At 39.3% G+C, this 26,006-nt stretch carries 18 protein-coding genes and 1 tRNA gene; 5 read left to right on the plus strand and 14 right to left on the minus strand.

The window, feature by feature from the left end; translation table 11 throughout:
* Window positions 1–57: 57 nt before the first annotated feature.
* Window positions 58–228 (plus strand): DUF362 domain-containing protein, encoded by a 171-nt coding sequence (locus tag PHO71_RS14960; RefSeq protein WP_002559159.1) that lies wholly within the window; start codon window positions 58–60, stop codon window positions 226–228.
* Window positions 229–408: 180 nt separating this feature from the next.
* On the opposite strand, the gene PHO71_RS14965 is transcribed toward PHO71_RS14960, so the two are convergent.
* The 4 genes from PHO71_RS14965 to PHO71_RS14980 form a co-directional block, all read right to left on the minus strand.
* Complete coding sequence (locus PHO71_RS14965) at window positions 409–1,602, minus strand: pyridoxal phosphate-dependent aminotransferase (RefSeq protein ID WP_300204853.1); 1,194 nt, start codon at window positions 1,600–1,602, stop codon at window positions 409–411.
* An 82-nt stretch (window positions 1,603–1,684) separates the two neighbouring features.
* Window positions 1,685–2,899 carry a bifunctional 3,4-dihydroxy-2-butanone-4-phosphate synthase/GTP cyclohydrolase II gene (locus PHO71_RS14970; RefSeq protein WP_300204854.1) on the minus strand — a complete coding sequence of 405 codons (1,215 nt, stop codon included), beginning with the start codon at window positions 2,897–2,899 and terminating at the stop codon, window positions 1,685–1,687.
* A gap of 5 nt (window positions 2,900–2,904) precedes the next feature.
* Entirely contained in the window at window positions 2,905–4,803 is a 1,899-nt protein-coding gene (locus tag PHO71_RS14975; protein WP_300204856.1) for an LptF/LptG family permease, read from the minus strand.
* Between the two features lie 80 nt (window positions 4,804–4,883).
* Window positions 4,884–5,270, minus strand: coding sequence for an START-like domain-containing protein (locus tag PHO71_RS14980; RefSeq protein ID WP_300204857.1), 387 nt, complete (start codon window positions 5,268–5,270; stop codon window positions 4,884–4,886).
* Window positions 5,271–5,493: 223 nt separating this feature from the next.
* Here PHO71_RS14980 and PHO71_RS14985 point away from each other — a divergent pair.
* Window positions 5,494–5,567, plus strand: a tRNA-Met gene (locus tag PHO71_RS14985).
* Between the two features lie 307 nt (window positions 5,568–5,874).
* Here the strand turns inward: PHO71_RS14985 and guaA are convergent.
* The gene (gene guaA, locus PHO71_RS14990) at window positions 5,875–7,182 is read right to left on the minus strand and encodes a glutamine-hydrolyzing GMP synthase (RefSeq protein WP_300204859.1); all 1,308 of its coding nucleotides are present in this window, start codon (window positions 7,180–7,182) and stop codon (window positions 5,875–5,877) included.
* A 349-nt stretch (window positions 7,183–7,531) separates the two neighbouring features.
* Between guaA and PHO71_RS14995 the strand changes: the two genes are divergently transcribed.
* The gene (locus PHO71_RS14995) at window positions 7,532–9,343 is read left to right on the plus strand and encodes a hypothetical protein (RefSeq protein WP_300204861.1); all 1,812 of its coding nucleotides are present in this window, start codon (window positions 7,532–7,534) and stop codon (window positions 9,341–9,343) included.
* 197 nt (window positions 9,344–9,540) lie between these two features.
* On the opposite strand, the gene PHO71_RS15000 is transcribed toward PHO71_RS14995, so the two are convergent.
* The 8 genes from PHO71_RS15000 to kdpF all read right to left on the minus strand — a co-directional run bounded on the left by PHO71_RS15000 (window position 9,541) and on the right by kdpF (window position 20,398).
* On the minus strand, window positions 9,541–12,015 hold the full coding sequence (locus tag PHO71_RS15000; RefSeq protein WP_300204862.1) for a beta-L-arabinofuranosidase domain-containing protein: 2,475 nt from the start codon (window positions 12,013–12,015) through the stop codon (window positions 9,541–9,543).
* Between the two features lie 380 nt (window positions 12,016–12,395).
* Window positions 12,396–13,835 carry an ATP-binding protein gene (locus tag PHO71_RS15005; RefSeq protein ID WP_300204864.1) on the minus strand — a complete coding sequence of 480 codons (1,440 nt, stop codon included), beginning with the start codon at window positions 13,833–13,835 and terminating at the stop codon, window positions 12,396–12,398.
* A 19-nt stretch (window positions 13,836–13,854) separates the two neighbouring features.
* On the minus strand, window positions 13,855–14,985 hold the full coding sequence (locus PHO71_RS15010) for a sensor protein KdpD (RefSeq protein ID WP_300204866.1): 1,131 nt from the start codon (window positions 14,983–14,985) through the stop codon (window positions 13,855–13,857).
* 94 nt (window positions 14,986–15,079) lie between these two features.
* Window positions 15,080–15,826, minus strand: a complete 747-nt coding sequence (locus PHO71_RS15015) for a hypothetical protein (protein WP_300204867.1) — start codon at window positions 15,824–15,826, stop codon at window positions 15,080–15,082.
* A 117-nt stretch (window positions 15,827–15,943) separates the two neighbouring features.
* Window positions 15,944–16,519: a K(+)-transporting ATPase subunit C gene (locus tag PHO71_RS15020; RefSeq protein ID WP_300204869.1), complete on the minus strand. Its 576-nt coding sequence runs from the start codon at window positions 16,517–16,519 to the stop codon at window positions 15,944–15,946.
* A gap of 16 nt (window positions 16,520–16,535) precedes the next feature.
* Window positions 16,536–18,569, minus strand: coding sequence for a potassium-transporting ATPase subunit KdpB (gene kdpB, locus PHO71_RS15025; RefSeq protein ID WP_300204870.1), 2,034 nt, complete (start codon window positions 18,567–18,569; stop codon window positions 16,536–16,538).
* Window positions 18,570–18,587: 18 nt separating this feature from the next.
* The gene (kdpA, locus tag PHO71_RS15030; RefSeq protein ID WP_300204872.1) at window positions 18,588–20,294 is read right to left on the minus strand and encodes a potassium-transporting ATPase subunit KdpA; all 1,707 of its coding nucleotides are present in this window, start codon (window positions 20,292–20,294) and stop codon (window positions 18,588–18,590) included.
* Window positions 20,295–20,317: 23 nt separating this feature from the next.
* Window positions 20,318–20,398 carry a K(+)-transporting ATPase subunit F gene (gene kdpF, locus PHO71_RS26230; protein ID WP_367279904.1) on the minus strand — a complete coding sequence of 27 codons (81 nt, stop codon included), beginning with the start codon at window positions 20,396–20,398 and terminating at the stop codon, window positions 20,318–20,320.
* Window positions 20,399–20,855: 457 nt separating this feature from the next.
* Here kdpF and PHO71_RS15035 point away from each other — a divergent pair, with 457 nt between their 5' ends.
* Window positions 20,856–23,114 carry a bifunctional alpha,alpha-trehalose-phosphate synthase (UDP-forming)/trehalose-phosphatase gene (locus tag PHO71_RS15035; RefSeq protein ID WP_300204873.1) on the plus strand — a complete coding sequence of 753 codons (2,259 nt, stop codon included), beginning with the start codon at window positions 20,856–20,858 and terminating at the stop codon, window positions 23,112–23,114.
* A gap of 5 nt (window positions 23,115–23,119) precedes the next feature.
* A complete protein-coding gene (locus PHO71_RS15040; RefSeq protein WP_300204875.1) occupies window positions 23,120–24,910 on the plus strand; it encodes a glycoside hydrolase family 15 protein in 1,791 nt (596 codons plus the stop codon).
* 117 nt (window positions 24,911–25,027) lie between these two features.
* Here the strand turns inward: PHO71_RS15040 and PHO71_RS15045 are convergent, their stop codons facing one another.
* Window positions 25,028–25,756: an ion transporter gene (locus PHO71_RS15045; protein WP_300204881.1), complete on the minus strand. Its 729-nt coding sequence runs from the start codon at window positions 25,754–25,756 to the stop codon at window positions 25,028–25,030.
* Window positions 25,757–26,006 lie beyond the last annotated feature (250 nt).

A 26,006-nucleotide genomic window follows, 5' to 3' on the forward strand; every position in this document is an offset into this window, starting at 1 on the left:
TAAAACGCTTATTTTTGCCAAACGAATTATAGTACTAATAATTTAAATCTTAAAAAAATGGCTTACGTAATTAGTGACGATTGTATTGCTTGCGGAACTTGTATCGACGAGTGTCCGGTTGAAGCTATCTCTGAAGGTGATATCTATTCTATCAACCCGGATGTATGTACTGATTGTGGAACTTGTGCAGATGTTTGTCCGTCTGAAGCTATCCACCCAGCTGAATAATACAATCTACAAAGAAAAATTGAAAGCTGCTTTCCACGGAAGGCAGCTTTTTTTATTAATAAACTATTCTGAAAGAAATAAATTTAACAGAGATAGATATCAGGCGAGATAAAACAAATGTGGCAGACTATTTTCCTATCCGGAAAATGTCCGCCACATTTGTTTTATCTTGCCTGTCGATTATTTCAATTTAGCCAAGGCTTCTTTAATACGACAAATAGACTTTTCAATATTCTCATCACTTGTAGCATAGCTCATACGAATGCAATCAGGAGCACCAAATGACGCACCGCCTACACAAGCTACGTGAGCTTCTTCAAGCAGGTATAGAGCTAAGTCATCTGAATCCTTAATCGTGCGTTCACCACAGCTCTTACCAAAGAAGCTATCGCATTTCGGAAACAGGTAGAAAGCACCTTGTGGTACATTTACTTCAAATCCCGGAACTTCTTTTGCCAACTTAACGATCAGGTCACGACGACGTTGGAAAGCTTTCTGCATTTCTTTCACCGGCTCCTGTGTTCCTGTATAAGCAGCCTCAGCAGCTTTTTGAGATACAGAGCAAGGACCTGAAGTGTACTGACCCTGCAACTTATTACAAGCTTTTACTAACCATTCCGGACCGGCAATAAAACCGATTCTCCATCCTGTCATAGCATAAGCCTTGGAAACGCCGTTTACAATCACTGTACGTTCCTTCATTTCCGGGAATTGTGCGATACTTTCGTGTTTACCAATATAGTTGATATGTTCGTAGATTTCGTCAGCAATTACCACTACTTGAGGGTACTTAGCCAGCACAGCAGCCAATCCGGCCAATTCTTCCTTTGTATATACAGATCCTGTCGGATTGGACGGAGAGCAAAGAATCAACGCTTTTGTTTTTGGAGTAATAGCAGCTTCCAACTGTTCCGGAGTAATCTTAAAATCTTGTTCGATACCTGCCGAAACAATAACCGGAGTACCTTCCGCCAATTTCACCATTTCGGGATAGCTCACCCAATAAGGAGCGGGCACAATCACTTCTTCACCCGGATTTACCAATACCAGGATTGCATTACAAACAGATTGCTTTGCACCATTTGCACAGGAAATCTGAGCTGCAGTATATTCCAGACCGTTCTCCTTTTTCAGTTTCTCAACAATCGCATTACGTAAAGCCGGATAACCCGGTACCGGAGAGTAGCGAGAAAAATTGTCGTCAATGGCTTTTTTCGCAGCTTCTTTGATGTGGTCAGGAGTATTAAAATCAGGTTCTCCTACACTTAAGTTAATAACATCAACGCCTTGCGCCTTGAGCTCATTACTCTTTTGCGACATAGCAAGCGTCGCCGATGACGCCAAGCTGTTCAAACGATCTGATAATTGATTCATTTTGTATCTATTTTATTGTTGTTGAGTGAAATTGGTTGCAAAATAAACGATTTTATTTGATATATGAAAACAAAATGGCAATTTACTTATTAAAATGTAATGTGTGGCCCATTCTTTCTTTCTTCGTTCTCAGATACCGTTCATTATACTGATTAGGAACTGTTTCGACAGGGATATTTTCGACAATCTCCAGTCCATAAGCTTCTAAACCTACACGTTTTACAGGATTATTTGTCAAAAGATTCATTTTGTGCACTCCTAACTCTCTAAGTATCTGTGCCCCTACTCCGTAATCACGCTCGTCAGCCAAATGTCCCAGACAAATATTAGCATCAACTGTATCCATTCCGTCTTCCTGAAGTTTATAGGCTCTCATCTTCTCCATCAAACCGATGCCACGTCCTTCCTGATTGAGATATACAACAACTCCCTTGCCCGCCTTGTCGATCATCTCCATTGCTTTGTGCAACTGTTCGCCACAATCGCAACGTCTGGAGCCGAAAATATCACCGGTCGCACATGAAGAATGTACACGTACCAGAATAGGCTCATCCTCCTTCCAAGTGCCTTTAAACAAAGCAACGTGTTCCAGACCATTTGATTTCTGACGGAAAGGGATCAACCGGAACATTCCATGTTCGGTCGGCATATTCACTTCTACTCCTTTTTCTACGATAGATTCCTGTTTGAGACGATAAGCAATAAGATCGTTAATAGAAATCAACTTCAATCCATGTTCGTCCGCCATCTGCCGAAGTTCAGGTAAACGTGCCATTGTACCATCGTCACTCATAATCTCCATCAAAGCACCAGCGGGATAAAGTCCGGCAAGACGTGCCATATCAATAGCCGCTTCTGTATGTCCGGCACGGCGTAGCACACCTTTTTCCTGTGCATAAAGTGGATTAATATGTCCCGGCCGCCCAAATGTAGACGGTGTAGAAGCCGGATCTGCCAACGCTAGAATGGTAGCGGCACGGTCGGTAGCAGAAACTCCGGTCGTACATCCCTCCAACTTATCAATAGTAATGGTAAAAGGAGTACCCAATACGGAGGTATTATCACTTACCTGATGCGGTAAATCCAACTCTTTGCAACGGGATACTGTGACAGGTGCGCAAAGTACTCCACGGGCATACTTTAACATAAAGTTTACTTTCTCAGGAGTTATTTTTTCAGCAGCTATAATTAAATCACCTTCGTTTTCACGATCTTCATCATCCACTACTATAACAAACTTGCCTTCTTTGAAATCGGCAATTGCATCTTCTATTTTATCCATTTTAATCTCTTCCATAACATTTATTTATTAATATTCTGTATGATGAATTGAATTTGTTCATTGTTCTTAATGATCCGCTCCATATCTCTAGACAATCTTACACGAAATGCCCAAATACGGAAATAAAAGAATAAACCAATAGGGAATATAATTCCGGCAGCCAGATTTAGCCAATATTTATGAAACGGACGTATATGAGCAGAAACGGGAATTATAGGATAATTGTTTAATGTATTCAACAAAGTAACCGACTTTGTATTGGACATTTCTTCTACCAATAGCTCTAGTTGCTCACTGATATCCACGACTTCATTATCCTTCCCGCCCGTCATCCATAATTTGAAATAATTCGGTGCTTTTGTCAAATGATTCTTAGTCATATAGGCTTTACATTCAACAGTAAGCCGGTCCAAGTCTCCCGGTAAACGTTCATAATCGGGATCGTTAATAACTACTTCTTTCTTAAACAGATGACGCAGACTCCGGATACCGACAATCTTCTTGAACCAATTAATATAAGCATCGGCATTAAGCACCACCGAGTCTTTATTCGATTTATAGGTAAGAAAAAAACCTAAAGGAGCCAGGATGGCACTACTTGTCCACATCCCCATCCACACAATCCATTTGCCGTCCCGTGCCATCTTATAACCTGTATTATCTATAATATAATAGATAATAAACACCATTACCGACACAATCACCGGCATACCTAGCCCTCCTTTACGGATGATACCCCCCAAAGGAGCTCCGATAAAGAAAAATAATAAGCAGGAGATTGAAATGGTAAACTTCTTATGCCATTCCGTTTGATGCTTACGGATACGAGTGTCATTGTCCTCCATCTGGTAAGTTTTGAAAGAGATATCATTGGCTATATTTTCCGCCCGACCTGCCGCAGCAGTAATCACTTTCTGTTTCTGCACCAACGATGCCACGTCATAAAGGCTGTCAATATCATATGCCTCAATATCTGCTGCTTCTATCTTAATGGTATCTTCTTTATTCAATGTATATGACGGACGGAAATTGCTCTGTGACACTTCGGTATAATATTGTCGTCCGATACTATCTCCCATCAACCTCATTGAATCAATAGAAGCTTCCAACTGTTTCATATCTTTAGCACTGGACTGTTTACTCATAATTTCACTGTCCACCATATTGAAGTCGGAATTAAACTCAATAATCGAATGCTTCTCACGAAATGATTCACGACGATAGGGTACATTTTGCGATTTCAGATTCTGCGCCTTCAGGTTCTCAAACAAGTCACCACTGTATAAATGTAACCAAAGATGCTGTTTATCCGCAGTCATTTCCATACGACCGGAGTCAGCATAAATAATATGTGCATTTTCGAAACCATCCCTCAGGTTATAAATCAAGACATCATATAACATACCTGTATTTCGATTCTTCTTGGCTATCTTCAAATTGTAATCCGGTATCTCAGAATAGAACACTCCCTCCGGAATATCCACTTCAGGAGATTTCTGTTTCATTGAAAGAATCAAGGTTCCCAACTTACTTTGGGCTATAGGACCGACAACATTTTGAAAATAAAAGGAGACGCCAACCAGACCGCAGACAAAGATGGCAAGGGGGCGCATGATTTTAAGTAAAGAAATACCTGCCGCTTTCATTGCAAGCAGTTCATAGCGTTCGCCAAAGTTACCGAAAGTAATCAAAGAAGCCAGTAACACAGCCAATGGCAATGATACTGGCACCAACGTTAAGGCGGAATAAAAGAAAAACTGAGCCATTACACTCATTTCCAATCCCTTTCCTACCAGTTCATCCACATATCTCCATAGAAACTGCATCATGAAGATGAAGAGACAAATGAAGAATGTACCGATAAAAAGCAGAAAAAAGCTCTTAACGATAAATATATCTAATTTCTTTATGCGTAGCATCTTAAATAAGTTCTTCGTGCATTTAAGACGCAAAATTAGTATAAAAAAAGTAGCCTAGGAAATTTTTAATTGAAAGTTAACTAAAATCCACCTGTTCTTCTTAATTTAGCTACCTGTGACTCCCACAATTCTTTCATATCACTGACTTCATCCGGTTCTGCAAAATCTGTAATTTCTAATACATAGTCATTCGTCAGCTCATTAAAAGTCATTTTTATTTCGAAATAATCACGTTCGTTTTCGTCATCCAACCAACGGAAACGGATAAAAGAAAAAGCACGAATTGCTACTATTTCAGCACTCCTTTGCTCTGTTTTCCCCCAATAGAATTCCACAATCTTGTCATCGGATACTACTTTATCAGCAAACCAGTCCTCCAAACCGGTCGGTGTACTAATAGCTGCCCAAATAATATTTTTAGATGTAGCATTTAACAAATACTCCAAATGAATTTTTTCTTTTTTCATAGCAATTTCAAATTGTTTTGAGTGTGCCAAGATAAATACTTTTTTCTGAATACACGGTATAAATCAAGCACTTTATTTAAAACTTCTTTCATCTTTAAGCCCTAAACTCCCTATATGAAGGGAAAGTAAGACTTTATCATATAGAAAAAACACAAAAAAGTACTCAATTGTTTTGGAGATTATAAAAAATCATCTATCTTTGCACCCGCAATCGAGAAATGATGGCGGGATAGCTCAGCTGGTTAGAGCGCATGATTCATAATCATGAGGTCCCCGGTTCAATCCCGGGTCCCGCTACGAAGTCGAAAGACTTTAGAATTAGACAATTAGGAGGCTTCCACTTCTGGTTGTCTTTTTTGTTTTTAAGAGGTTTTGCACGCCATTTGCACACAACTCCTTCAAAAGGATGAAAAGGGGGGAATACAAAATTCATTATCATGAGGTCCCCGGTTCAATCCCCGGATCCCGCTACTTGATAAAGAACAAGATATTTGAGAGACTTCCACTCTTGAGTGTGTTTTTCATATAAAAATACCCCGAAAGTTTTTTATATTCAACTTCCGGGGAGTACTTTACTTTTAGAAAATAATTTAGTTTTATTTTATTATTCCCATTCTATAGTCGCATTAGGTTTGGGCGACATATCATAGCAAACACGATTCACATTCTTTACTTCTTTCAGTATACGATCAGTAATTTTCATTAGGATAGCCCAATCTATCGGTTCAATAGTAGCTGTCATAGCATCTACCGTATTGACAGCCCGAATAATAACAGGCCAATCAAAAGAACGGGCATTATTACGTACGCCAACAGATTTGAAATCAGGCACTACTGTAAAGTATTGCCATACCTTTTTATCCAATCCGGCAATTTGGAATTCTTCACGCAGAATGGCATCAGATTCACGTACTGCTTCTAAACGGTCGCGTGTGATAGCACCCAAACAACGTACACCTAAACCGGGACCGGGGAATGGCTGACGATATACCATCTCATAAGGCAAGCCCAATTCCAAGCCACAGGCACGAACTTCATCTTTGAATAATTGGCGCAAGGGTTCTACAAGTTGAAATTTAAGATCATCTGGCAAACCGCCTACGTTATGATGAGACTTCACCATTTTGGCAGTTTTTGTTCCGCTTTCCACAATATCCGGATAAATAGTACCCTGACCCAAAAAGTCGATACCATCCAGCTTACGTGCCTCTTCTTCAAATACACGAATAAATTCGCCACCAATAATTTTACGCTTTTGTTCGGGATCTTCCACACCTGCCAGTTTATTCAGGAAACGATCTGTCACATCTACATAGACAAGATTTGCTTTCAATTGGTTGCTGAATACTTCGACTACATCTTCTGATTCACCTTTGCGCATCAATCCATGATTTACATGCACGCATACCAGATTATCACCAATTGCTTTCAAAAGCAAAGCAGCTACCACAGAACTATCAACTCCGCCCGACAAAGCCAGCAATACTTTCTTATCACCAACCTGACGCTTAATCAACTCTATCTGGTCGTTCACAAAGTTCGTCATATTCCAGTTAGCCTCAGCTTTACAAGTATCAAAGACAAACGATTTTACAGCAGCCTTTATAGCCTCGATATCGTCTGTGAATTCTGCAAGCTTCACTGCACAAGTTGCTTTATCATGACCGGCAGCCATAACAGGAATGCCGATTGTATAGATAGACGGATTTACGTCAATGGCAACACCATCAATCACATTGTTTGGCCCACCATTGATAATGATACCCTTTACGTTGGGTAATGCCTTCAGTTCTTCCACTGTGATGTCGTGAGGATAAATCTCACTATAAACTCCTAATGCACGGATAGCGCGAGCCAATACCGTATTCTCATGACTACCCAAGTCAAGGATAACAATCATGTCCTGTTTCATCTGATTCTGGTTCTTTTAAGTTATTTTTTTGTCAATAGTTTGACTTTACTTTCAATTGATCTGCAAATATAAAGATTTTAAAAGATGCTACAATGTCCTGATTCCCCAAAGTTTCATTTCAATAAAAATTAAGATGAAACTTTCTTATAGGTTGCTTATTGTCATAAAAGCAAAAACAGCAACCTAACATCTGTAGAAGATGCATTTAAGCAAATATATTACATACTAAAAATGAAAGGCATAAATAATAGAATTTATTGGATTGGCATAATAGAAAATCGGAAAACAAATATTATATTTGTCTATACAAAAGCAAGTTATGTACCGAATGAAAAACACTACTACTAAAATGAAGTATATTTTTATAATAATTCTAGGAGCAGTATTGAATACTGTTATCTATGCTCAAAACACGAAAGTAAATAGTGACAGTTGGACTGCTACAGACGCTCTTGGTCGAAAAGTAAGAGAATATAAAGAAGCAGGTGACAAGAAGCAAGATAAATATATAGCCATGTTTTACTGGACATGGCATCAAGGTGTAGACGATACAACATATTCTATAAAAAACATTTCCGAAATAGTCCGTCAGTATCCGGAAGCCATGTTTTCATACGACCATCCTGCATGGGGGAAAAATAAACCGGGCTTTTTCTATTGGGAACAACCTTTGTTTGGTTATTACAGGACAACAGATCCATGGGTGTTACGTAAACACGCAGAACTATTGGCTGATGCCGGTGTGGATGTAGTATTTTTTGATTGCACGAACGGAAGTTTCACTTGGGAAGAGTCGTATGAAGCGTTGATGAAAACTTGGGAACAAGCGCGTAAAGACGGCGTAAATGTCCCTAAAATTGCTTTTATGCTACCTTTTGGTCCCGCTCCTCATTCTTTAGTTTCACTCCGCCAGCTTTATCGGGATATTTACAAGCCTCACCGATACAGCGATTTATGGTTTATATGGAAAGGGAAGCCTTGCATTATGGCTTATCCGGATAATTTAACAGCAGATAAAACAGATCGGGAAATCGCTGAGTTTTTCACGTTCCGCCCGGGGCAACCTGATTATGTAAATGGCCCGAATAGAAAAGATCAATGGGGATGGTTGGAAATGTACCCGCAATATGGGTATGTGCCCACAGGCGACGGTAGTTTCGAACAAGTAACAGTAGGTGTCGCTCAAAATGCAAATCCTTTGAGTAAAGGGCAGTGCAGTGCTTTCAATTTACCAAATGCTTATGGTCGGAATTTCACAGTAAGTAAAGGATTCGACCCTCGTGTAGATGGATACCTATATGGCTGGAATTTTCAGGAACAATGGGACCGTGCTCATGAATTAGATCCCGAGTTGATATTTGTAACCGGTTGGAATGAGTATATTGCGGGAATGTGGCTTCCGGAGCACGGCTGGACAGGTGAACCTTTTTCTTTCGTAGATCAATATAATTGGAATTGCAGTCGTGATATAGAACCGAATAAAGGTTGGGGAGACAAAGGGGATGTTTATTATTTGCAGTTGATCGATAATGTTCGGAAATTTAAGGGAATGAATAAGCCTGAAAAGGCTTCAAACCCTAAAACAATACGGCTTGGAAAAAAAGGAAGTTGGGATGATGTAAGACCCTATTACACTTCTTACAAAGGAAATACAGCGCATAGGGATTGTGCCGGCCGATACAATACTTATTATAAGAACACAAGCGGACGTAACGACATTACAGGTGCTAAAGTAACCCACGATGATCAATCTATTTATTTCTATGTAGAAACTGCCGGAGCACTGACCTCCTGCAAAGATCCGAATTGGATGATGTTGTTTATTGATACGGATAGAGATAAACGCACAGGTTGGAATGGGTATGACTACATAATCAACCGCCAAAGTCCTACCGGCAATCATATTATCATCGAGAAATGCTACAAAAATAAATGGATATGGAATCCTGTTGGGAAAGGGAAATTCACAGTTCAGGATAATGAACTTGAAATATCAATAGAAAAGAATTTGATAGACTTGAAAGCGTCTTCCATCGATATAGAATTCAAATGGTGTGACAATATGCAAGACGAAGGAAATATTATGGATTTCTATGTAAACGGAGATACCGCTCCGGGCGGACGTTTTAATTTCATCTATACATCGGACTCGCAAAAATAAATGTAAAGTGCTACCATGAAGCAAATAAGTTAAAGATTGCCTAATTTTATTTTCTTCGTGTACTCATATTAATTCGAAGGACTATAGTTCAACGAAAGGAGGACTGTAGTCCTTCGAATTAATCTCTACTGCCACAAAGACTAAAGAATACTAAACAGACAATTAATGATAGGCAAAAAAGCCCCAATAAGAAATAGCTATTTCACTTCTTCAATATCAATACTCAGAATACCTACAGCCGCATCCTGTTTGGGAACTATTTGCAAACGAAATGCATCAGCCACTATAGGTTTGGCAGGATGTACCATATTAAACTGATTTTTCTGTACCTCATACTCATCAGTAATGTATAGTGGAAAATCATTCCATTTACCATCGCTCTTATACTCCAGCTTCCACGACTTTGGAATTTGTACGCCACCATTATCATCATACCAGTATACCGACAAACTTTGCAGATTGAGAGGAGCTTTCAGTTCCAACTCAACCCATTGACTTTTACCTTTTTCCGGCCAGCTAGTCCATCGTTCAACAGAAGTATCCGATGAACTATCAGGATATTTATTGGCAGCCATAGCATATACATTATCCATTTCGTATGTATGCGATGCCTTCACCTTAGAAATATACTCGGACATGGCGGGAATAGAAGCGCGAGCCAACTCTTCGGTTTGGGGAAACCATACAATCATAGCGTCATCCCCACGATTATCCCACGCATAATAAGGTACTAAAGTAACTTGCCGACTATCAGCGTCCAGAACAGAAACGGCGGGAATTGTAACAAAATCAATATTTTTCAGTAAGCCTTCAGTCTCCCTACGAACAGTTTGATTTTCAGAAGGATGAACCACATAGCTACCTACTAATGCAGCATTGTCCGTAGCTTCGGCACAATAAACCAACGGACCTTTGGTGATACACACTCGGTCACGGTCGGCTTCTACTTCATTGATTGCCATATTATAACGCACGGGCATCGGCAGTTTCAGTTCTATCCGATCTCCTTTTTTCCAATCACGATTGATGGAAACAAAACCTTTCTCTACACGACCTGATATCTTCTTACCATTCAACAGCAACTCCCAATTCGAGTTTTCACTATTAAGATAACTATATAATCGGCCAGGGACAAACTGGTTTGTCATCCACGTAGGTATACGGAAATATATAGTAAAGGACTGACTATCATGTTCCGGAGCTACTTCAAAATGCACCGATTCATCAAACGGGTAGTTCGTTTCTTGCTTAATATTGACCTTACCTGCACTCAATGGAACGGTAGTAGATGTACCGGCATAAAGGGTACAATAAATCTCATCTCGGGTATGTGCATACATCATACCAGAGATTTGAGGAATCAGCCGGGCTATATTAGAAGGACAACAAGCACAATCGAACCAGGGTGAACGACCTTTTCTGCCTTGATTGAAACCTTTAGTTCCGTTTGCTTCCAACGGATTGACATAAAAGAACTTATTACCTTCAATATTCACTCCTGCCAACACATTATTATATAATGCAACTTCTGCCACATCAATGTATTTAGCATCTTTTTCCGCCATGAACATACGGTAATAGAACATCACATTTCCCACAGCCGCACAAGTCTCGTTATAGGCATCTTTATTGGGCAATACGTATTCCGGCCCGAAACCTTCAATTCCATGAATGGCTCCCAAGCCACCGGTTATGTGCATCCGGGTATCCACAATATTGGCCCAGATACTATCCAAAGCAGGTTTTAAGGTTTCATCACCTGTTTGGGCAAGCACATCGGCCATACCGGCGTAAAGATAGGTAGCTCTGACCGAATGTCCTACAGCCTTTGTCTGTTCACGTACCGGCAAGTGTTGCTGGGCATAATCCGGCAACATGACTCCTTCTCCTTCCGGTCTGTACGTCACCCCGCGTATATCAATAAACTTCTTGGCCATCTGCAAATAAAGTGAATCTCCCGTTGTTTGAAACAATTTGACCAACGCTAACTCTATCTCTTCATGTCCCGGTGCCTGATTGATAGGTTTACCATTGTTATATGCGGGATCGCCCTCAAAAAACACATGATTGATATGACGGGCATTTTTCGCCGCTATTTTAAGCCATTTATCCTTTCCTGTAGCTTGATAATAGGCTACTGCTCCCTCATACATATGTCCCATATTGTATAATTCATGGCTATGGACAACCCATGAATAAGGCTTATCACCCATTTCACCTTTATGCGATGCAGCTACACCGGTAGTATGAGCTTCATATAAATAACCATCTTTTTGTTGTGCATCACCAATCAGATCAATGATACTATCCATCGTATGTTCCAATACAGAATCTTTCTCCAGAATAAGTAGATAAGCAGCTCCCTCCATTACCTTATATAAATCTGAAGCAATAAAGCGATGTGGAAAAGGAAGTTCATCTTTAATTCCTTTCAAGAAATTACCGGTTTTGCGCAAATTATCCATCGCCGGCCTGGTTTTCTCCAAAGCAAAAGGTACAAGTACCTCTTTCTGAGTCTTTAAACGAGGTAGCCAGAAGTTATCTTCCAGATATACCTGATGAAAAGGTATTGACTGCAAAATTTCCGTGTTTTCCTTTTTTCTCATTGAAGCACAAGATGCAAACAGGAATAGGATTCCAAAAGATATCCACTTAATTTGTATTCTCTTCATACGTAGTTTAATTTATTTATAGTATAAGAATTGTCGATCAACTACTTTCTTACAATTTCACACAGAGTCTTGGGCAAAAGTACATATTTTACCGGACAGACTCTGTATGATGTACAATTAAAATACAAATAAGTCAAAATTGAAAGTATGAGTGAAAAGAAGGGTTCTGTGCCGGACCATAGGTGATCTAAAAACTACCTAGTAGTAGTTTCCTCGTTACTACCAGGTAATCAAGTCACTACTACTAAGTAGTCAGCCATTTACTTATAGGTAATTTGAACCGGCATCAAACAGTATTCAAAAGCCATTTATACCGTTCATTACAAAATCGAAAAAGAATATGAAGATTGCCAATCGCTTCTTAAAAAGACAGTATGAATCTATGCTTTCAACCGAATGATAAACCGACTACCTTTTCCCAACTCACTTTCTACGGTCAATGTACCGCCATGAGCCTCTACAAAGTCTCTGGATATAGACAATCCTAAGCCGCTGCCTTGTACTTTCGTACCCGGAACACGGAAATAACGATCGAAAATACTTTTGTGATAACGCGGATCAATGCCTTTGCCAAAGTCCCGAACATAAAGTTCGATTAAATCTCCATCCTGTTTAGCACCGATAATCACTCGCCCGTTTTCTTTAGAATATCGGATAGCATTGCTTAACAGATTCGTCAATACCCATGCAATTTTCTCGCTATCAACAAAGAGTTTTCCTATTTTCTCTTCCGGATATTCCACTTCTATCTGAATATTAAACTTATCCGCTTGCACCTGATTTGCCTTAATCGCATATTCTATCAATTCAATCGGCTTAGTAATCTTCGGTATCATTTGTAGTTTTCCGGCTTCCACCTGAGTCATATTCAGCAATTCGCCCGTTATGCTCAGCAGACGCTCGCTATTTTCTTTGATACTTTTAGAAAGTTGCTCTTGTTCATCATTCAATGCGCCTACACGCTTGTCTTCTAACAACTGAAGGCTCATCATAATAGCTGCAATCGGAGTTTTCAACTCATGCGAAATGGTAGAGATAAACGTAGTCTTAGCAGAATCGAGTTCCTTAAACTCTGTAATATTCTTCAATAGAATAACATCCCCCAGTTTATGAGGTTCGTCTTTCTCGGCCTCCGTATTTATAATAGGAATATAAGAAGCCTTAAAATAACTCTCTTTATCGTCAGCATATATTTTCAGTGCTTCCTTCTGATTGCCCGGTGTCACCAGTTCCCGAATCAACCGGCGAAGCAGGTCATTCTTCAAAGAGAGTTCTTCTGCTGACTGGCGAATCACTTTCTCCCTTTTCAGATTCAACACATTCAGAGCTTCTTCATTGATAAAAAGGATCTCGCGATCCATGTTCAGACCAATGATCGGATCGTCGATACTATTTACAATAGCTTCAATAAATTTCTTTGCCGAAAGGATGTCCGCCAAGGTACTTGCACGATATTCGGTCAGTCGTTCAGCCATCCGGTTGAAACTTTCGGCAACACCACGAAATTCCTGATTGTCTCTCATATCCAATCGCTCTTCATAATTATGGTTAGCTATCTCAAGAATTCCTTGTTTCAATTCTTTGATTGGCTTACTAATAGAACGAGGCAACCAATATAACAAACACAATCCTGTAAGAATACAAATACCTCCTGTGACAGAGATCCAAAGTAAAGCGCGTTCCAATCCGGGGATGGCAGCAGGGCTGTCGGGCTCAGTAGCTGTTAATATCTGGAGATTTACGACCGAAAGTGTAACCAGTAAAATGATCATTCCCGCCAACATTCCGATGCCGAGAATCAACTTCGTCTTTATATTCATAAGGTTTATACATTTAATATTATGCAAGTATAATCAAATCTACATTAGCTCGCGACAAATTATTTAAAAATTTTCTATATCCCATTATTGAAAAAATGGCTCCGGGCAATCTTAGATTAGGTGTTCCCATGCAAACGGTGGAAATCTGTTTCTCCTGAGCAACCTTCACAATAGTACTTAGTATATCTTTTGACTGCACCTGAACGACTTCCCCTCCAAGCTCTGCCACCAATTTAAAATGATTCAGCAGATAACGCTGATTAGCTAATCCAATCCTATCCATACTTTCGTTAGGTGTCTGCACATAAAGAGCCACGAAAGTAGTATTGTAACGAGTAGCTAATTTGGCTGCTTTTCTGATAATCCGCCGCGGAGTTTTCTCATGGCTACTGATGCACGCCATAAACTTTTCGTGTCTAAGACCGACAGTAATGCCCATTGCTACCTCGTTTTCCACTTTTTTCTCAACACGCAAAGCAACTTCTTTCAAAGCCAGCTCACGTAATTGCAAAATATTCTCAGTCCGGAAAAAGTTATCCAATGCAGTTTGGATTTTCTCAGAACGATATATCTTACCGGCTTTTAGACGTGAAATGAGTTCCTCTGCCGTCAAGTCAATATTCACCACTTCGTCCGCCTCCTGAAGCACACTGTCCGGAACCCGTTCCTTCACTTCGATACCTGTAATCTCCTGTACCTCCTCATTCACACTTTCGATATGCTGAATATTAATGGCAGAAATCACATTAATTCCTTCATTCAGCAATGTCATCACATCTTGCCAGCGCTTCTCATTCAGGCTACCTTCCACATTAGTATGTGCCAATTCATCTACAACTACGATCTCGGGATGTATACGGATAATAGTATCCAAATCCATCTCCTCCAATTCTTTTCCTTTGTAGAAAATCTTACGCCGGGGAATGATGGGTAATCCTTCGATCAGACCTTCTGTTCCGGCACGTCCATGTGTCTCGATGTATCCAATCTGTACATTTACCCCATTCTCCAACAGTTCATGTGCCTCCTGAAGCATACGATATGATTTACCCACACCGGCTATCATGCCAATGTAAACCTTAAATTTTCCCCGATGTGACTTTTTTATCAAATCCAGAAAATGTTGTACGCTTTGTTCTCTTTCGTCCATATCTTTCTTCAAATCTCGTTATAAACTATATTAACCCGCAACAATCATCACGATCATCACGGGTCCATCCAATCAAGAATTCATGAGTTCATCTTTATGGCCTTAAAGTTATACCAAATACTAAAAAAGCATCTTCCATACATGGATTCCATATAGCTTGCGCAAATATCGGCAATGAAAATTTATCATTAAACTTTATTGCCGTCATTCCTTTCAAAGCCACATTAGTCACGGCAAAACCATTATTATTATACATATTTGCAGCCTTATAAGGAACCGCACCACAAGTAACGTTTAAGTCTACATTCTTCACACTGAAAGGATAATTCAGTTCCAGATAAGAAGAATAATTCTGTTTCAACTCACCCATATCATTCAGTTTTTTATCTTTTCCTGCAAACATAGTATACCAAGCAATGGAAAGTGGAAATCTTTCTACGGGCAATGTATAAGACAATCCTGCTTCAAAATGATGACCGGTCTCATGGCTTTCAAAGTTAAAGTACTTATATGCTCCTTCGCCTTCCCACCACAAATCAGCGACAGTTAAGACAGGTCCTGTTTCTCCAAACTTATAAGCAAGTGTCAGATCCAGCTCCTTACTTCCTCCACTGAAATTGGTCGAACCCCAAGCTGTTACAGAAAAATGACCTGCACCAAAGCCTAAAGTAGGCTGAAAAGCGGCACCACCACCCTGATACATTCCACGCCAAACATATGAGCTGACAATATCTCCTTGCACAGTAAACTCCTGAGCTTTCATACTCGTAGTTCCCATCACACACATAGCTACAACAGCTAATGAGCTTAAAATTATCTTTTTACTAAAATAATTCTTCATATCTTTTATTTTATGTTGTTCTTTAAAAGGCAGCGCCCTGTCCAACCCTGTTTTATTAAAACCGCACAGCACACTTACCGATGCGATCCGGCCAGGAACACTGCCATTAATTTTAATTTATTTATTATCTTTTTCTTCAAGTGCGATATTCAATTTCAGCACATTCACTTTTTCTGTTCCAAACAGTCCCAAAAGTGGTTTCTCAATACTTTCATTTACTATTTCCTTCACTTGTTCTTCTCTTAACCCACGAGCTTGTGCTACTCTTTTTACTTGCACATAAGCACATTGCGGAGTTATATTCGGATCGAGTCCGGAGCTACTGGCTGTCACCATTTCAGCAGGTACTTCCCGACGACTCAAGTAAGGATGATGCACAAGGAAAGTATCAATACGAGCTGCGACCTCATCCAAGTATTCCTGATTAGTAGGTCCTTTGTTACTACCGGATGAACTAGTTGCATCGTAACCGTCGCCTGCACAAGAAGGACGTCCCCAGAAATAAATATCTTGTGTAAATACCTGACCAACGTTAGCTGCTCCTACAACCTTGCCATTCAAAGTGGCAACTTCTGCATTTCCCTTATTAGGACTTGCTACTTGTGCAAACAGCCACAAAACAAGAATATAGAATACTGAGAAAAAGACACAAAAAGCAAGCGTTATTTTGAGTGATTTCAATAAAGTTTTCATTGCTATTGTTTTTTAATTAAAAGAATAAACCCACTAATAAGTCAATTAATTTGATTCCAACGAAAGGAACAATTATACCACCTACACCATAGATCAGTAAGTTACGGCGAAGCAATGCACTCGCACCAATTGGTTTGTACTGCACACCACGCAGAGCTAACGGAATCAGGATTGGAATAATAATGGCATTAAAGATTACGGCTGACAAGATAGCACTTTCAGGACTATGCAAGTGCATAATGTTCAAGGCTGCCAATTCAGGAATTGCGACCATAAACAATGCCGGAACAATAGCAAAATACTTAGCCACGTCGTTGGCGATAGAGAAGGTAGTCAGCGTGCCACGAGTCATCAACAGTTGCTTACCGATTTCTACAATCTCAATCAGCTTGGTCGGATCGTTATCCAAATCGACCATATTACCTGCTTCCTTCGCTGCCTGTGTACCGCTATTCATAGCTACACCCACATTCGCCTGTGCCAGTGCCGGAGCATCATTGGTACCATCTCCCATCATCGCTACAAGCTTACCGGCTTGCTGCTCCTTCTTGATGTATTCCATCTTATCTTCAGGTTTAGCTTCTGCAATGAAATCGTCCACACCTGCTTTTTCAGCAATGTATTTAGCAGTCAGCGGATTATCACCTGTCACCATCACCGTCTTCACTCCCATCTTGCGCAGACGTTCAAAACGCTCCTGAATTCCCGGTTTAATAATGTCTTGCAACTCGATAACACCTGTTACTTTCAGATTAACACAGACAACCAGAGGAGTACTGCCATTGCTAGAAATAGCAGCAATAACGTTTTCTACTTCTTTTGGAAATTTATTTCCCGCACTCTCCGCAATCTTACGGATAGCATCAAAAGCACCTTTACGTATCTGTGTGCCATCTGCCAAATTTACACCGGAACATTTAGTTTCAGCCGTAAACTTAATCATGTGAGCTCCTGTTGTATTGAGGTTACGCATCCTGATACCGGTTTCTCGTCCTAATTCTACGATAGACTTACCTTCCGGAGTCTCATCAGACAAAGAAGAGAGTAAACAAGTCTCTACAAAATCATGTAGTTCAACATTCGGAGCACAATGGAAATGAGTAGCTTTACGGTTACCAATCGTGATAGTGCCTGTTTTATCCAGTAATAGGGTATCAATATCACCGGCTGTTTCTACTGCTTTACCCGATTTCGTAATCACATTGGCACGAAGCGCACGATCCATACCGGCAATGCCGATAGCAGATAAAAGTCCACCGATAGTCGTCGGAATTAAACAAACGAACAATGAGATTAAAGAAGCAATGGTGATAACAGTATTGCTATAATCAGCAAACGGTTTCAACGTTACACACACAATGACAAAAACAAGCGTGAAACCAGCCAAAAGAATAGTTAATGCTATCTCATTCGGTGTTTTCTGCCGCGAAGCACCCTCTACCAGTGCAATCATCTTATCCAAAAAACTTTCTCCCGGTTGGGTAGTCACCATTACTTTTATTTGATCGGATAATACTTTCGTACCACCTGTTACGGAACTTTTATCTCCACCCGCTTCACGAATTACGGGAGCAGATTCACCGGTAATGGCACTTTCATCGATAGAAGCCAATCCTTCAATAATCTCACCGTCGGACGGAATCACATCTCCGGCTTCACAAACGAACACATCTCCCTTTTTCAGTTGTGAAGAACTCACGGAAACAATCTTATTTCCTTCCAACTTTTTGGCAGGTGTCTCTTCACGTGTCTTACGCAAACTATCTGCCTGCGCCTTGCCGCGTGCCTCTGCAATGGCTTCGGCAAAGTTGGCAAACAATAGTGTAATAAACAGGATAATAAACACTGCTATATTATAACCAAACGAGCCTTGCGAAGGATTAACAATGGAGTAAAGTGTTACGAACAACATAACTGCCGTTGCCACTTCCACCGTAAACATAATCGGGTTCTTTATCATCATCCGTGGATTCAGCTTCACAAATGATTGTTTTAAACTTTCTACAACTTGCTCCTTTGGAAACAAAGAAGCTGACTTATTATATTTCATATCTTCTCTAATTCAGTATTACAAACTAAAATGTTCAGCAATCGTACTTAAAGCGTGTACCGGGAAGAATGACAGAGCAGCAATAATGAAAATAACAGCAAATGTCATCACTCCAAAGGTCACTGTATCAGTTTTCAATGTACCGGCACTTTCCGGAATAAACTTCTTTTGAGCTAGTAAGCCGGCTATTGCAACCTGTCCTATAATAGGTAAGAAACGACTGAGAATTAATACAATACCACACGTCCAATTCCAGAAATAGGTATTATCACCCAATCCTTCAAAACCAGAACCATTGTTGGCTGCACAAGAAGTATATTCATAAAGTTGTTCACTTAATCCATGGAATCCCGGATTATTCAGCCAACCGCCTTCACTTGCCACAAAGTCTGGATGATGTACATATAGATAACTAGATATTGCAGTAAATACAAGAATTACAAACGGATGAAGCAGAGCAACAATGGTAGCAATCTTCATTTCACGAGCTTCCACTTTTTTTCCAAGGAATTCCGGCGTACGTCCCACCATCAAACCACTGATGAATACAGCGATAATAATAAAGGTATAATAGTTCATCCATCCCACACCGACGCCACCAAACCAAGTGTTAATCTGCATATTCAGCATTTCCATCATACCAGATAGCGGCATTGTTGAATCGTGCATACCATTTACGGAACCATTGGAAGTAACTGTAGTGGTAATACTCCAAAGAGCTGTTGCGGCAGAGCCCAGACGTACCTCTTTACCTTCCATTGCGCCATTATCCTGAGCAATTCCCATTTCATCAATACGAGGATTACCTCCCATTTCCTGACTAACATTGATACAAACACCTGCCAGATAAGCAAAGAGCATAACTCCAAAGATAATATATCCCAGTTTCCTTCTACGTGTATAAAATCCCAGTGCAAGTACCATAGCCATCGGAATAATCAGAATAGACCAACATTCTGCAATGTTTGTCAGGTAAGTCGGATTTTCCAACGGGTGGGATGAATTCACCCCGAAATAACCACCACCATTCGTACCCAACTGCTTAATAGGAACAATCGCCGCTGTAGGACCTTGCGATACCATTTGTTCCTGACCCTCAAGCGTTGTCACGTTCATCTTTCCATCAAATCCCATTGGAGTTCCCTGAAGAATCAGAATAAAACCTACAATCAGAGAAAGTGGTAATAAAATACGTGTACAGCTTATTACCAGAAACTGCCAAAAGTTACCAATAGTCTTAGTTGTTTTAGCAGCAATACTTTTCATAATACCTGCCATTGCAGCCATACCGGTTGCAGCTGTAATAAACTGGAAGAGCATGATGACAAACAACTGAGTAAAATAGGTCAATCCACTCTCACCGCTATAATGTTGCAGATTACAATTGACCATAAAACTAATACAGGTATTGAAAGCCTGGTCGGGAGTCTGTGGTCCGTTTCCATCCGGATTCAACGGTAACCATCCTTGCGAAACCAATAACACCATACCCCACACAAACCAGAAAGCATTCAGAATTAATAATGCTTTCAAGAACTGCTTCCAGGTCATTTCTTCGTTCGGATTGATCCCACATACCTTATATATCACCCTCTCAATAGGAGCCATAAAGTCCGACCAAGTCTTTTCTCCCTTATAAACCTTTGCAATGTATTTTCCTAACGGATAGGCCAAAACCACCATCAGAGCAATTTGCAAAACTACGCCTAAAATTTCTGTGTTCATACTTTTACCTTATACTGTGTAATTTAAAACTTCTCGGGTCTGATGAGTACATACATCAAATAACCGAAGATTCCAATACCTAATACAAATAGTGCTGTGTACATAAATTAATTCTCCTTTTCATTAAATCTTTTCAAACCAATCAACACATTTCCAAAATAGCCAGAAACAAGCGATACCGCTTAACAGACAAAAAATGAATGATAGTGTAATTTCCATCTTCTTACTTTTTATACGATTTACTATTAAAATTACTTGCCATGTATTATGCTAAATGTGTGCCACAAAAAGAGAAGCGCATATAATACATTATAATTCAATCACATACAGCAATAAAGATCATTTATTACTCACTAAAACACCCTTTCATTTTGAAAAAGAGTACTCTATTTTGGAAAAGAAACTTTACGGAAAGAGAATAGATTCAAATACCCCCAAAATGAAAGGATACTCCCATTTTGGTATGTTTGTCATAAGCACGTTTATTCATCTAACAGTTTGATCATTAACGCATAACTGAATTTTAAAGCCGGTTGGTATATACTTTGCCTATTAATAAGTATGAAACTTTATATTATAGCAAACAGATTACCCGTAAAAGTAGCCAACCCTGATGGGAACTTCGTCTTTACACGTAGTGAAGGCGGATTGGCTACAGGATTAGATTCTCTTGAAACCCCTTATGAAAAACATTGGATAGGCTGGTCGGGAATATGTACAAACGATGAAAAAGACAGGCAAGAAATAAGCATCAAGCTGCAAGAAATGAATTTTCATCCGGTATTTTTATCCGATACAAATATTAAAAACTACTATGAAGGATATAGTAACAGTACAATCTGGCCCCTCTGCCATTACTTCTTTGCATATACTTTATATAGAAACTGCTTTTGGCAATCTTATCAAGAAGTCAATCAACTTTTTTGCGAAGAAATATGCCGACTGGTACAACCCGGAGATAAAGTATGGATACAAGACTATCAATTAATGTTGCTCCCCGGTATGTTAAGAAAAAAACATCCGGATCTTTGTATCGGATATTTCCATCATATCCCATTCCCTTCCTACGAACTCTTCCGTATTTTACCGGAACGTGCTGAGATTCTGAAGGGATTATTAGGAGCAGACTTCATCGCATTCCATACTCACGATTATATGCGTCACTTTATCAGTGCAGTAGAACGTGTACTTCACATCGACTTTAAACTCGATGAAGTACAGTTCAATAACCGCACAATAAGAGTAGACGCATTGCCAATGGGAATAAATTATGAACTTTATCACAAAGCATCCGGTAACCCTGAAGTAAAACAAGCAATCGACCGGACCCGAAAATTATTCGGAAATCATAAACTGATTTTATCAGTAGATAGACTCGATTATAGTAAAGGCATCCTGCATCGTCTGCAAGGTTTTGCAACTTTCCTCAAACATCATCCTGAATACCACGGCAAAGTGACATTAGCAATGGTAATTGTCCCTTCACGCGATCATGTAGGTAGTTATGCCGAACTGAAAACCAGAATTGATGAAGAAATTGGTGCCATTAATGGGTGTTATTCCACTATGAACTGGACACCCGTTTGTTACTTTTACCATAGTTTTTCACTTGAACAACTTACTGCCATGTATTATGTAGCCGATATTGCGTTGGTAACACCACTTCGCGACGGTATGAATCTGGTTGCCAAAGAATATGTAGCCACCAAACACCAAAATCCCGGTGTGCTCATTCTTAGCGAAATGGCAGGTGCTGCTACGGAAATGACTGATGCTATTCAAATTAATCCAAATGATACGGAACAAATAGAAAATGCTATTTGCAAAGCTCTTGAAATGCCGATAGAAGAGCAGAAAAGAAGAATTCAACGTATGCAAAACATTTTATCCGTGCAAACCATAAACAAATGGGCTGCTGACTTCGTAAATGAAATGAATACAACTTATACAAAAAATGAATGGTTACGGAAAAAACATATTACCTCCAATACTATCGCACAAATTAAGTCGAAATACAACGAAGCCAAACAACGACTTTTTCTTTTGGATTATGACGGAACTTTAGCCGCTCTTAAACCACATCCGGAAGATGCCCAACCAACACCGGAACTGATTGCCCTTTTGCAACAATTGAGTAGTGATCCTACCAACCACGTTGTTATCAATAGCGGTCGGGACCACATTACTCTGGAAAAATGGCTGGGTTCTCTACCTATTTCCATGGCTGCCGAGCACGGAGCATTTTACAAAGAAAACGGAGGATGGCATAAGAATATAGAGAAAACGGAATGGGGAACAGGCATTCTATCCATATTACAGATGTTCGTAGAAAGAACGCCACAATCGCGACTGGAAATAAAAGAGACAGCTCTAGCTTGGCATTATCGCGAAAGTGATGCCTGGTTGGGAAGTCTGAGGGCACAACAATTGGTCAGTGCATTAGTATCTATATGTACCAGACAAAAGCTACAAATCCTACAAGGCAACAAAGTAGTCGAGATTAAATCACCCGATTATAACAAAGGCTCTGAAGTAAGCCGTCTCCTATCTGATCAACATTATGACTTCATCCTAGCAATGGGAGATGACACTACTGACGATGATATGTTTCAAGCTGTTCCTACAAATGCCTTCACCATAAAAATAGGCACTGTATCGGAAGCAGCTAATTATAATCTGTCTGCCCAAACAGATGTACTCTTTTTCCTACAAGCCATTCTTAGCAAACAAAAAATGACAGTAACAGATGAAAAGAGTAAAAACCTTTTCGTTTCTGCTTTCAGCTTTTTCAAAGACTTATTAAAAAATAACCCAAAATAATCATCATGAATCGTTTGAATTATGGAGTAATAGGCAACTGCCGTACAGCAGCCCTTATTTCCCGCAAAGGGGACATTGAATGGATGTGTTTTCCGGATTTCGACTCACCTTCAATATTTGCCCGTTTACTCGATCGCGAAAAGGGAGGATATTTCGGTTTTAAAGTGACCGATAATTATCATATTACTCAAAGTTATATACCTCATACCAATATCCTTTCCACAAAATTCAGTTCGGAAGAAGGTGAATTCACTGTTCTCGACTATATGCCTTGCTATCATTCAAAAAATGATACCGAACATTATATTCCTGCTGAACTATACCGTTACATACATTGGATTAAAGGTAAGCCACGTTTCAGAGTGGGTTACCATCCTGCTCCCAACTATGCACAAGGAAAAGTTATCCATAACATCAACTCTCAATATATAGAAACTTACTGTTCTTCTAACAATAAGAATAGGCAATATTTATACTCTTCACTCTCATTGCAAGAAATCTTGGAAGAAAAAGAAATCATACTTGAGAAAGATGAATTTATACTATTGTCTTACAACGAGAAAGTAATCCCTATTGATATAGAACGGGAAAAAATTGAATATTGCCGTACCTTGGTTTATTGGCTAAATTGGACCAACCGGAGTAAAAAGTATACTCTCTACAATGATGTAATTGAACGCAGTTTGCTGGTTCTTAAATTGATGTCTTATCACAATGGCGCAGTATTAGCAGCATTAACAACAAGCCTTCCGGAAGCAATAGGTGAAGTTCGCAATTGGGATTATCGTTTCTGCTGGCTCCGAGATGCATCCATGTCCATCGAAACAATGTTTCAGATCGGTCATGCAGGTGCTGCCAAACGTTTCATGAAATTCATTCAGTCCACATTTGTTGCCAAACATGAATATCAAATTATGTATGGCATTCGTGGAGAACGTAAATTAACCGAAACGATTCTTGATCATTTATCCGGTTATAAAAATTCCAAACCTGTAAGGATAGGCAATGATGCCTATCATCAGAAACAAAACGATTCTTTCGGCTATCTGATGGATCTTATTTATCAATATTATCTCTTGATGCCAGGCACTTTAGACGAAATAGAAGATATGTGGGAAATGGTGAAAACTATTCTGAGTACAGTAGCAGATGACTGGCAGAAACCTGATAAAGGTATTTGGGAAATCAGAGGAGAAGGACAGCATTTTGTTTCTTCTAAAGTCATGTGTTGGGTAGCATTAGACCGTGGAGCAAAAATTGCCCAAATGCTGAATAAATATAACTACAGCGAACGTTGGAAAAACGAAGCCGATAGAATAAAAGAAAATGTTATGAAATACGGATGGAAAGAGGATATTCAAAGCTTTTCACAGACTTATGATAATCTAGCAATGGATTCTTCTTTGTTACTGATGGAACCTTACGGATTTATAGCAGCAAATGACATACGTTATCATAAAACTGTAGAGTCCGTAAAAAAAACCTTATTTCATAAGGGCCTAATGTATCGTTATAATAGTAAAGATGATTTCGGAATGCCGACTTCTGCATTTACTATCTGTACGTTCTGGCTTATACGTGCCTTATTTGTGACCGGACATAAAGATGAAGCCAGATGTCTATTTGATGAAGTTCTAACCTATTCAAATCATCTCGGTTTATTTAGTGAGGATATTAATTTCGACACAAAAGAACAATTAGGAAACTTTCCCCAAGCTTATTCACATTTAGCATTAGTAAATACTGCTATTTTATTTGCTGAAGACGAGAAAAGGCTTTCATTCATTCGTCCGTAGGAGGATTTTATAGATACTGCCTATTATATAGGATATAGTATAAAGGAGAAAGAAAGATTGAGAGATTAATATGACAGGTATTCTCACCGATTACAAAAACAAAAAATTTAGCTCATATTATTTCTTTTCTTTTTTCTGCATCAAATTGATAAAAGAAGAACTTATAATACCAGTAGGAATAGCAATCATCGCAATTCCTACCATACTAATGGCGCTACTTAAAATCTTACCCAAAGGAGTAATAGGATAGATATCTCCATATCCCACAGTAGTAAAAGCTACTATTGCCCACCATAATCCATCACCTATATTCCCAAAGGCTTCAGGCTGAGCATTCCGTTCAATGTAATACATCAAAATCGCAGAAAAGCAAACCATAATACCACAAGCGGTATATGCAGTTACAAGTTCATCCTTAACAGCTTTCAGCACCTGACCGATGAAACGGAATGAACGAGAGTATCGTATCAATTTAAAAATAATAAAGATATAAGGTAGAATTATGATATGAGCTACATTCGTATCCCAATAAAGGTATATCAAAATAAAAGGTAATATAGCGACAAAATCAACAAACCCATAAAAAGAAAAAAGATATTTCCAACGGGCTCGATTTGCTGATTTATTAGGATATTCAGCAGGTGCTGCTATTAACCTTAATATATACTCAATCAAAAAAATAAAAGAAGAAAGATAAGTAATGCCAAACAATATATACTTATAAGAAGCCATTGCCTCAAAAGAACTGCAAATGATGGCTATTATAGAAATAACAATAAAGCAAAGTACGAAATAGTGGACAAAGTTACCCATCAACTGTCTTTGTATAAAGTTATACAGACTTATATGCTTCTTTATTATATCCATTTTTATCACTTTACATCAGAAATTTTCAACTGCATTATAAAACAAAGCACAATAGGTTTTGTTTTCATTAGTCTCATTGCATTAATTAAACAGATTTCAATGTTGGTCAATTCAAAATAGGCAACCTATTCTTCTTACTACCAAACGCAATAAAGCCCCTTGACTCTTTCGAATCAAGGGGCTTCTTGAAAAACGGCAGTTACCTACTCTCCCACTGTTACGCAGTACC

The organism is Bacteroides sp., from assembly GCF_028690125.1.
Lineage (GTDB): Bacteria > Bacteroidota > Bacteroidia > Bacteroidales > Bacteroidaceae > Bacteroides.

Coding starts and splice junctions, on each gene's coding strand:
- PHO71_RS14995 (WP_300204861.1), top strand. CDS start 7,532: ATGAAGTATATTTTTATAATAATTCTAGGAGCAGTATTGAATACTGTT.
- PHO71_RS15010 (WP_300204866.1), bottom strand. CDS start 14,985: ATGGACGAAAGAGAACAAAGCGTACAACATTTTCTGGATTTGATAAAA.
- PHO71_RS14970 (WP_300204854.1), bottom strand. CDS start 2,899: ATGGAAGAGATTAAAATGGATAAAATAGAAGATGCAATTGCCGATTTC.
- PHO71_RS14975 (WP_300204856.1), bottom strand. CDS start 4,803: ATGCTACGCATAAAGAAATTAGATATATTTATCGTTAAGAGCTTTTTT.
- PHO71_RS14960 (WP_002559159.1), top strand. CDS start 58: ATGGCTTACGTAATTAGTGACGATTGTATTGCTTGCGGAACTTGTATC.
- PHO71_RS15015 (WP_300204867.1), bottom strand. CDS start 15,826: ATGAAGAATTATTTTAGTAAAAAGATAATTTTAAGCTCATTAGCTGTT.
- kdpA (WP_300204872.1), bottom strand. CDS start 20,294: ATGAACACAGAAATTTTAGGCGTAGTTTTGCAAATTGCTCTGATGGTG.
- guaA (WP_300204859.1), bottom strand. CDS start 7,182: ATGAAACAGGACATGATTGTTATCCTTGACTTGGGTAGTCATGAGAAT.
- kdpF (WP_367279904.1), bottom strand. CDS start 20,398: ATGTACACAGCACTATTTGTATTAGGTATTGGAATCTTCGGTTATTTG.
- PHO71_RS14965 (WP_300204853.1), bottom strand. CDS start 1,602: ATGAATCAATTATCAGATCGTTTGAACAGCTTGGCGTCATCGGCGACG.
- PHO71_RS15005 (WP_300204864.1), bottom strand. CDS start 13,835: ATGAATATAAAGACGAAGTTGATTCTCGGCATCGGAATGTTGGCGGGA.
- PHO71_RS15020 (WP_300204869.1), bottom strand. CDS start 16,519: ATGAAAACTTTATTGAAATCACTCAAAATAACGCTTGCTTTTTGTGTC.
- PHO71_RS14980 (WP_300204857.1), bottom strand. CDS start 5,270: ATGAAAAAAGAAAAAATTCATTTGGAGTATTTGTTAAATGCTACATCT.
- PHO71_RS15040 (WP_300204875.1), top strand. CDS start 23,120: ATGAATCGTTTGAATTATGGAGTAATAGGCAACTGCCGTACAGCAGCC.
- kdpB (WP_300204870.1), bottom strand. CDS start 18,569: ATGAAATATAATAAGTCAGCTTCTTTGTTTCCAAAGGAGCAAGTTGTA.
- PHO71_RS15000 (WP_300204862.1), bottom strand. CDS start 12,015: ATGAAGAGAATACAAATTAAGTGGATATCTTTTGGAATCCTATTCCTG.
- PHO71_RS15035 (WP_300204873.1), top strand. CDS start 20,856: ATGAAACTTTATATTATAGCAAACAGATTACCCGTAAAAGTAGCCAAC.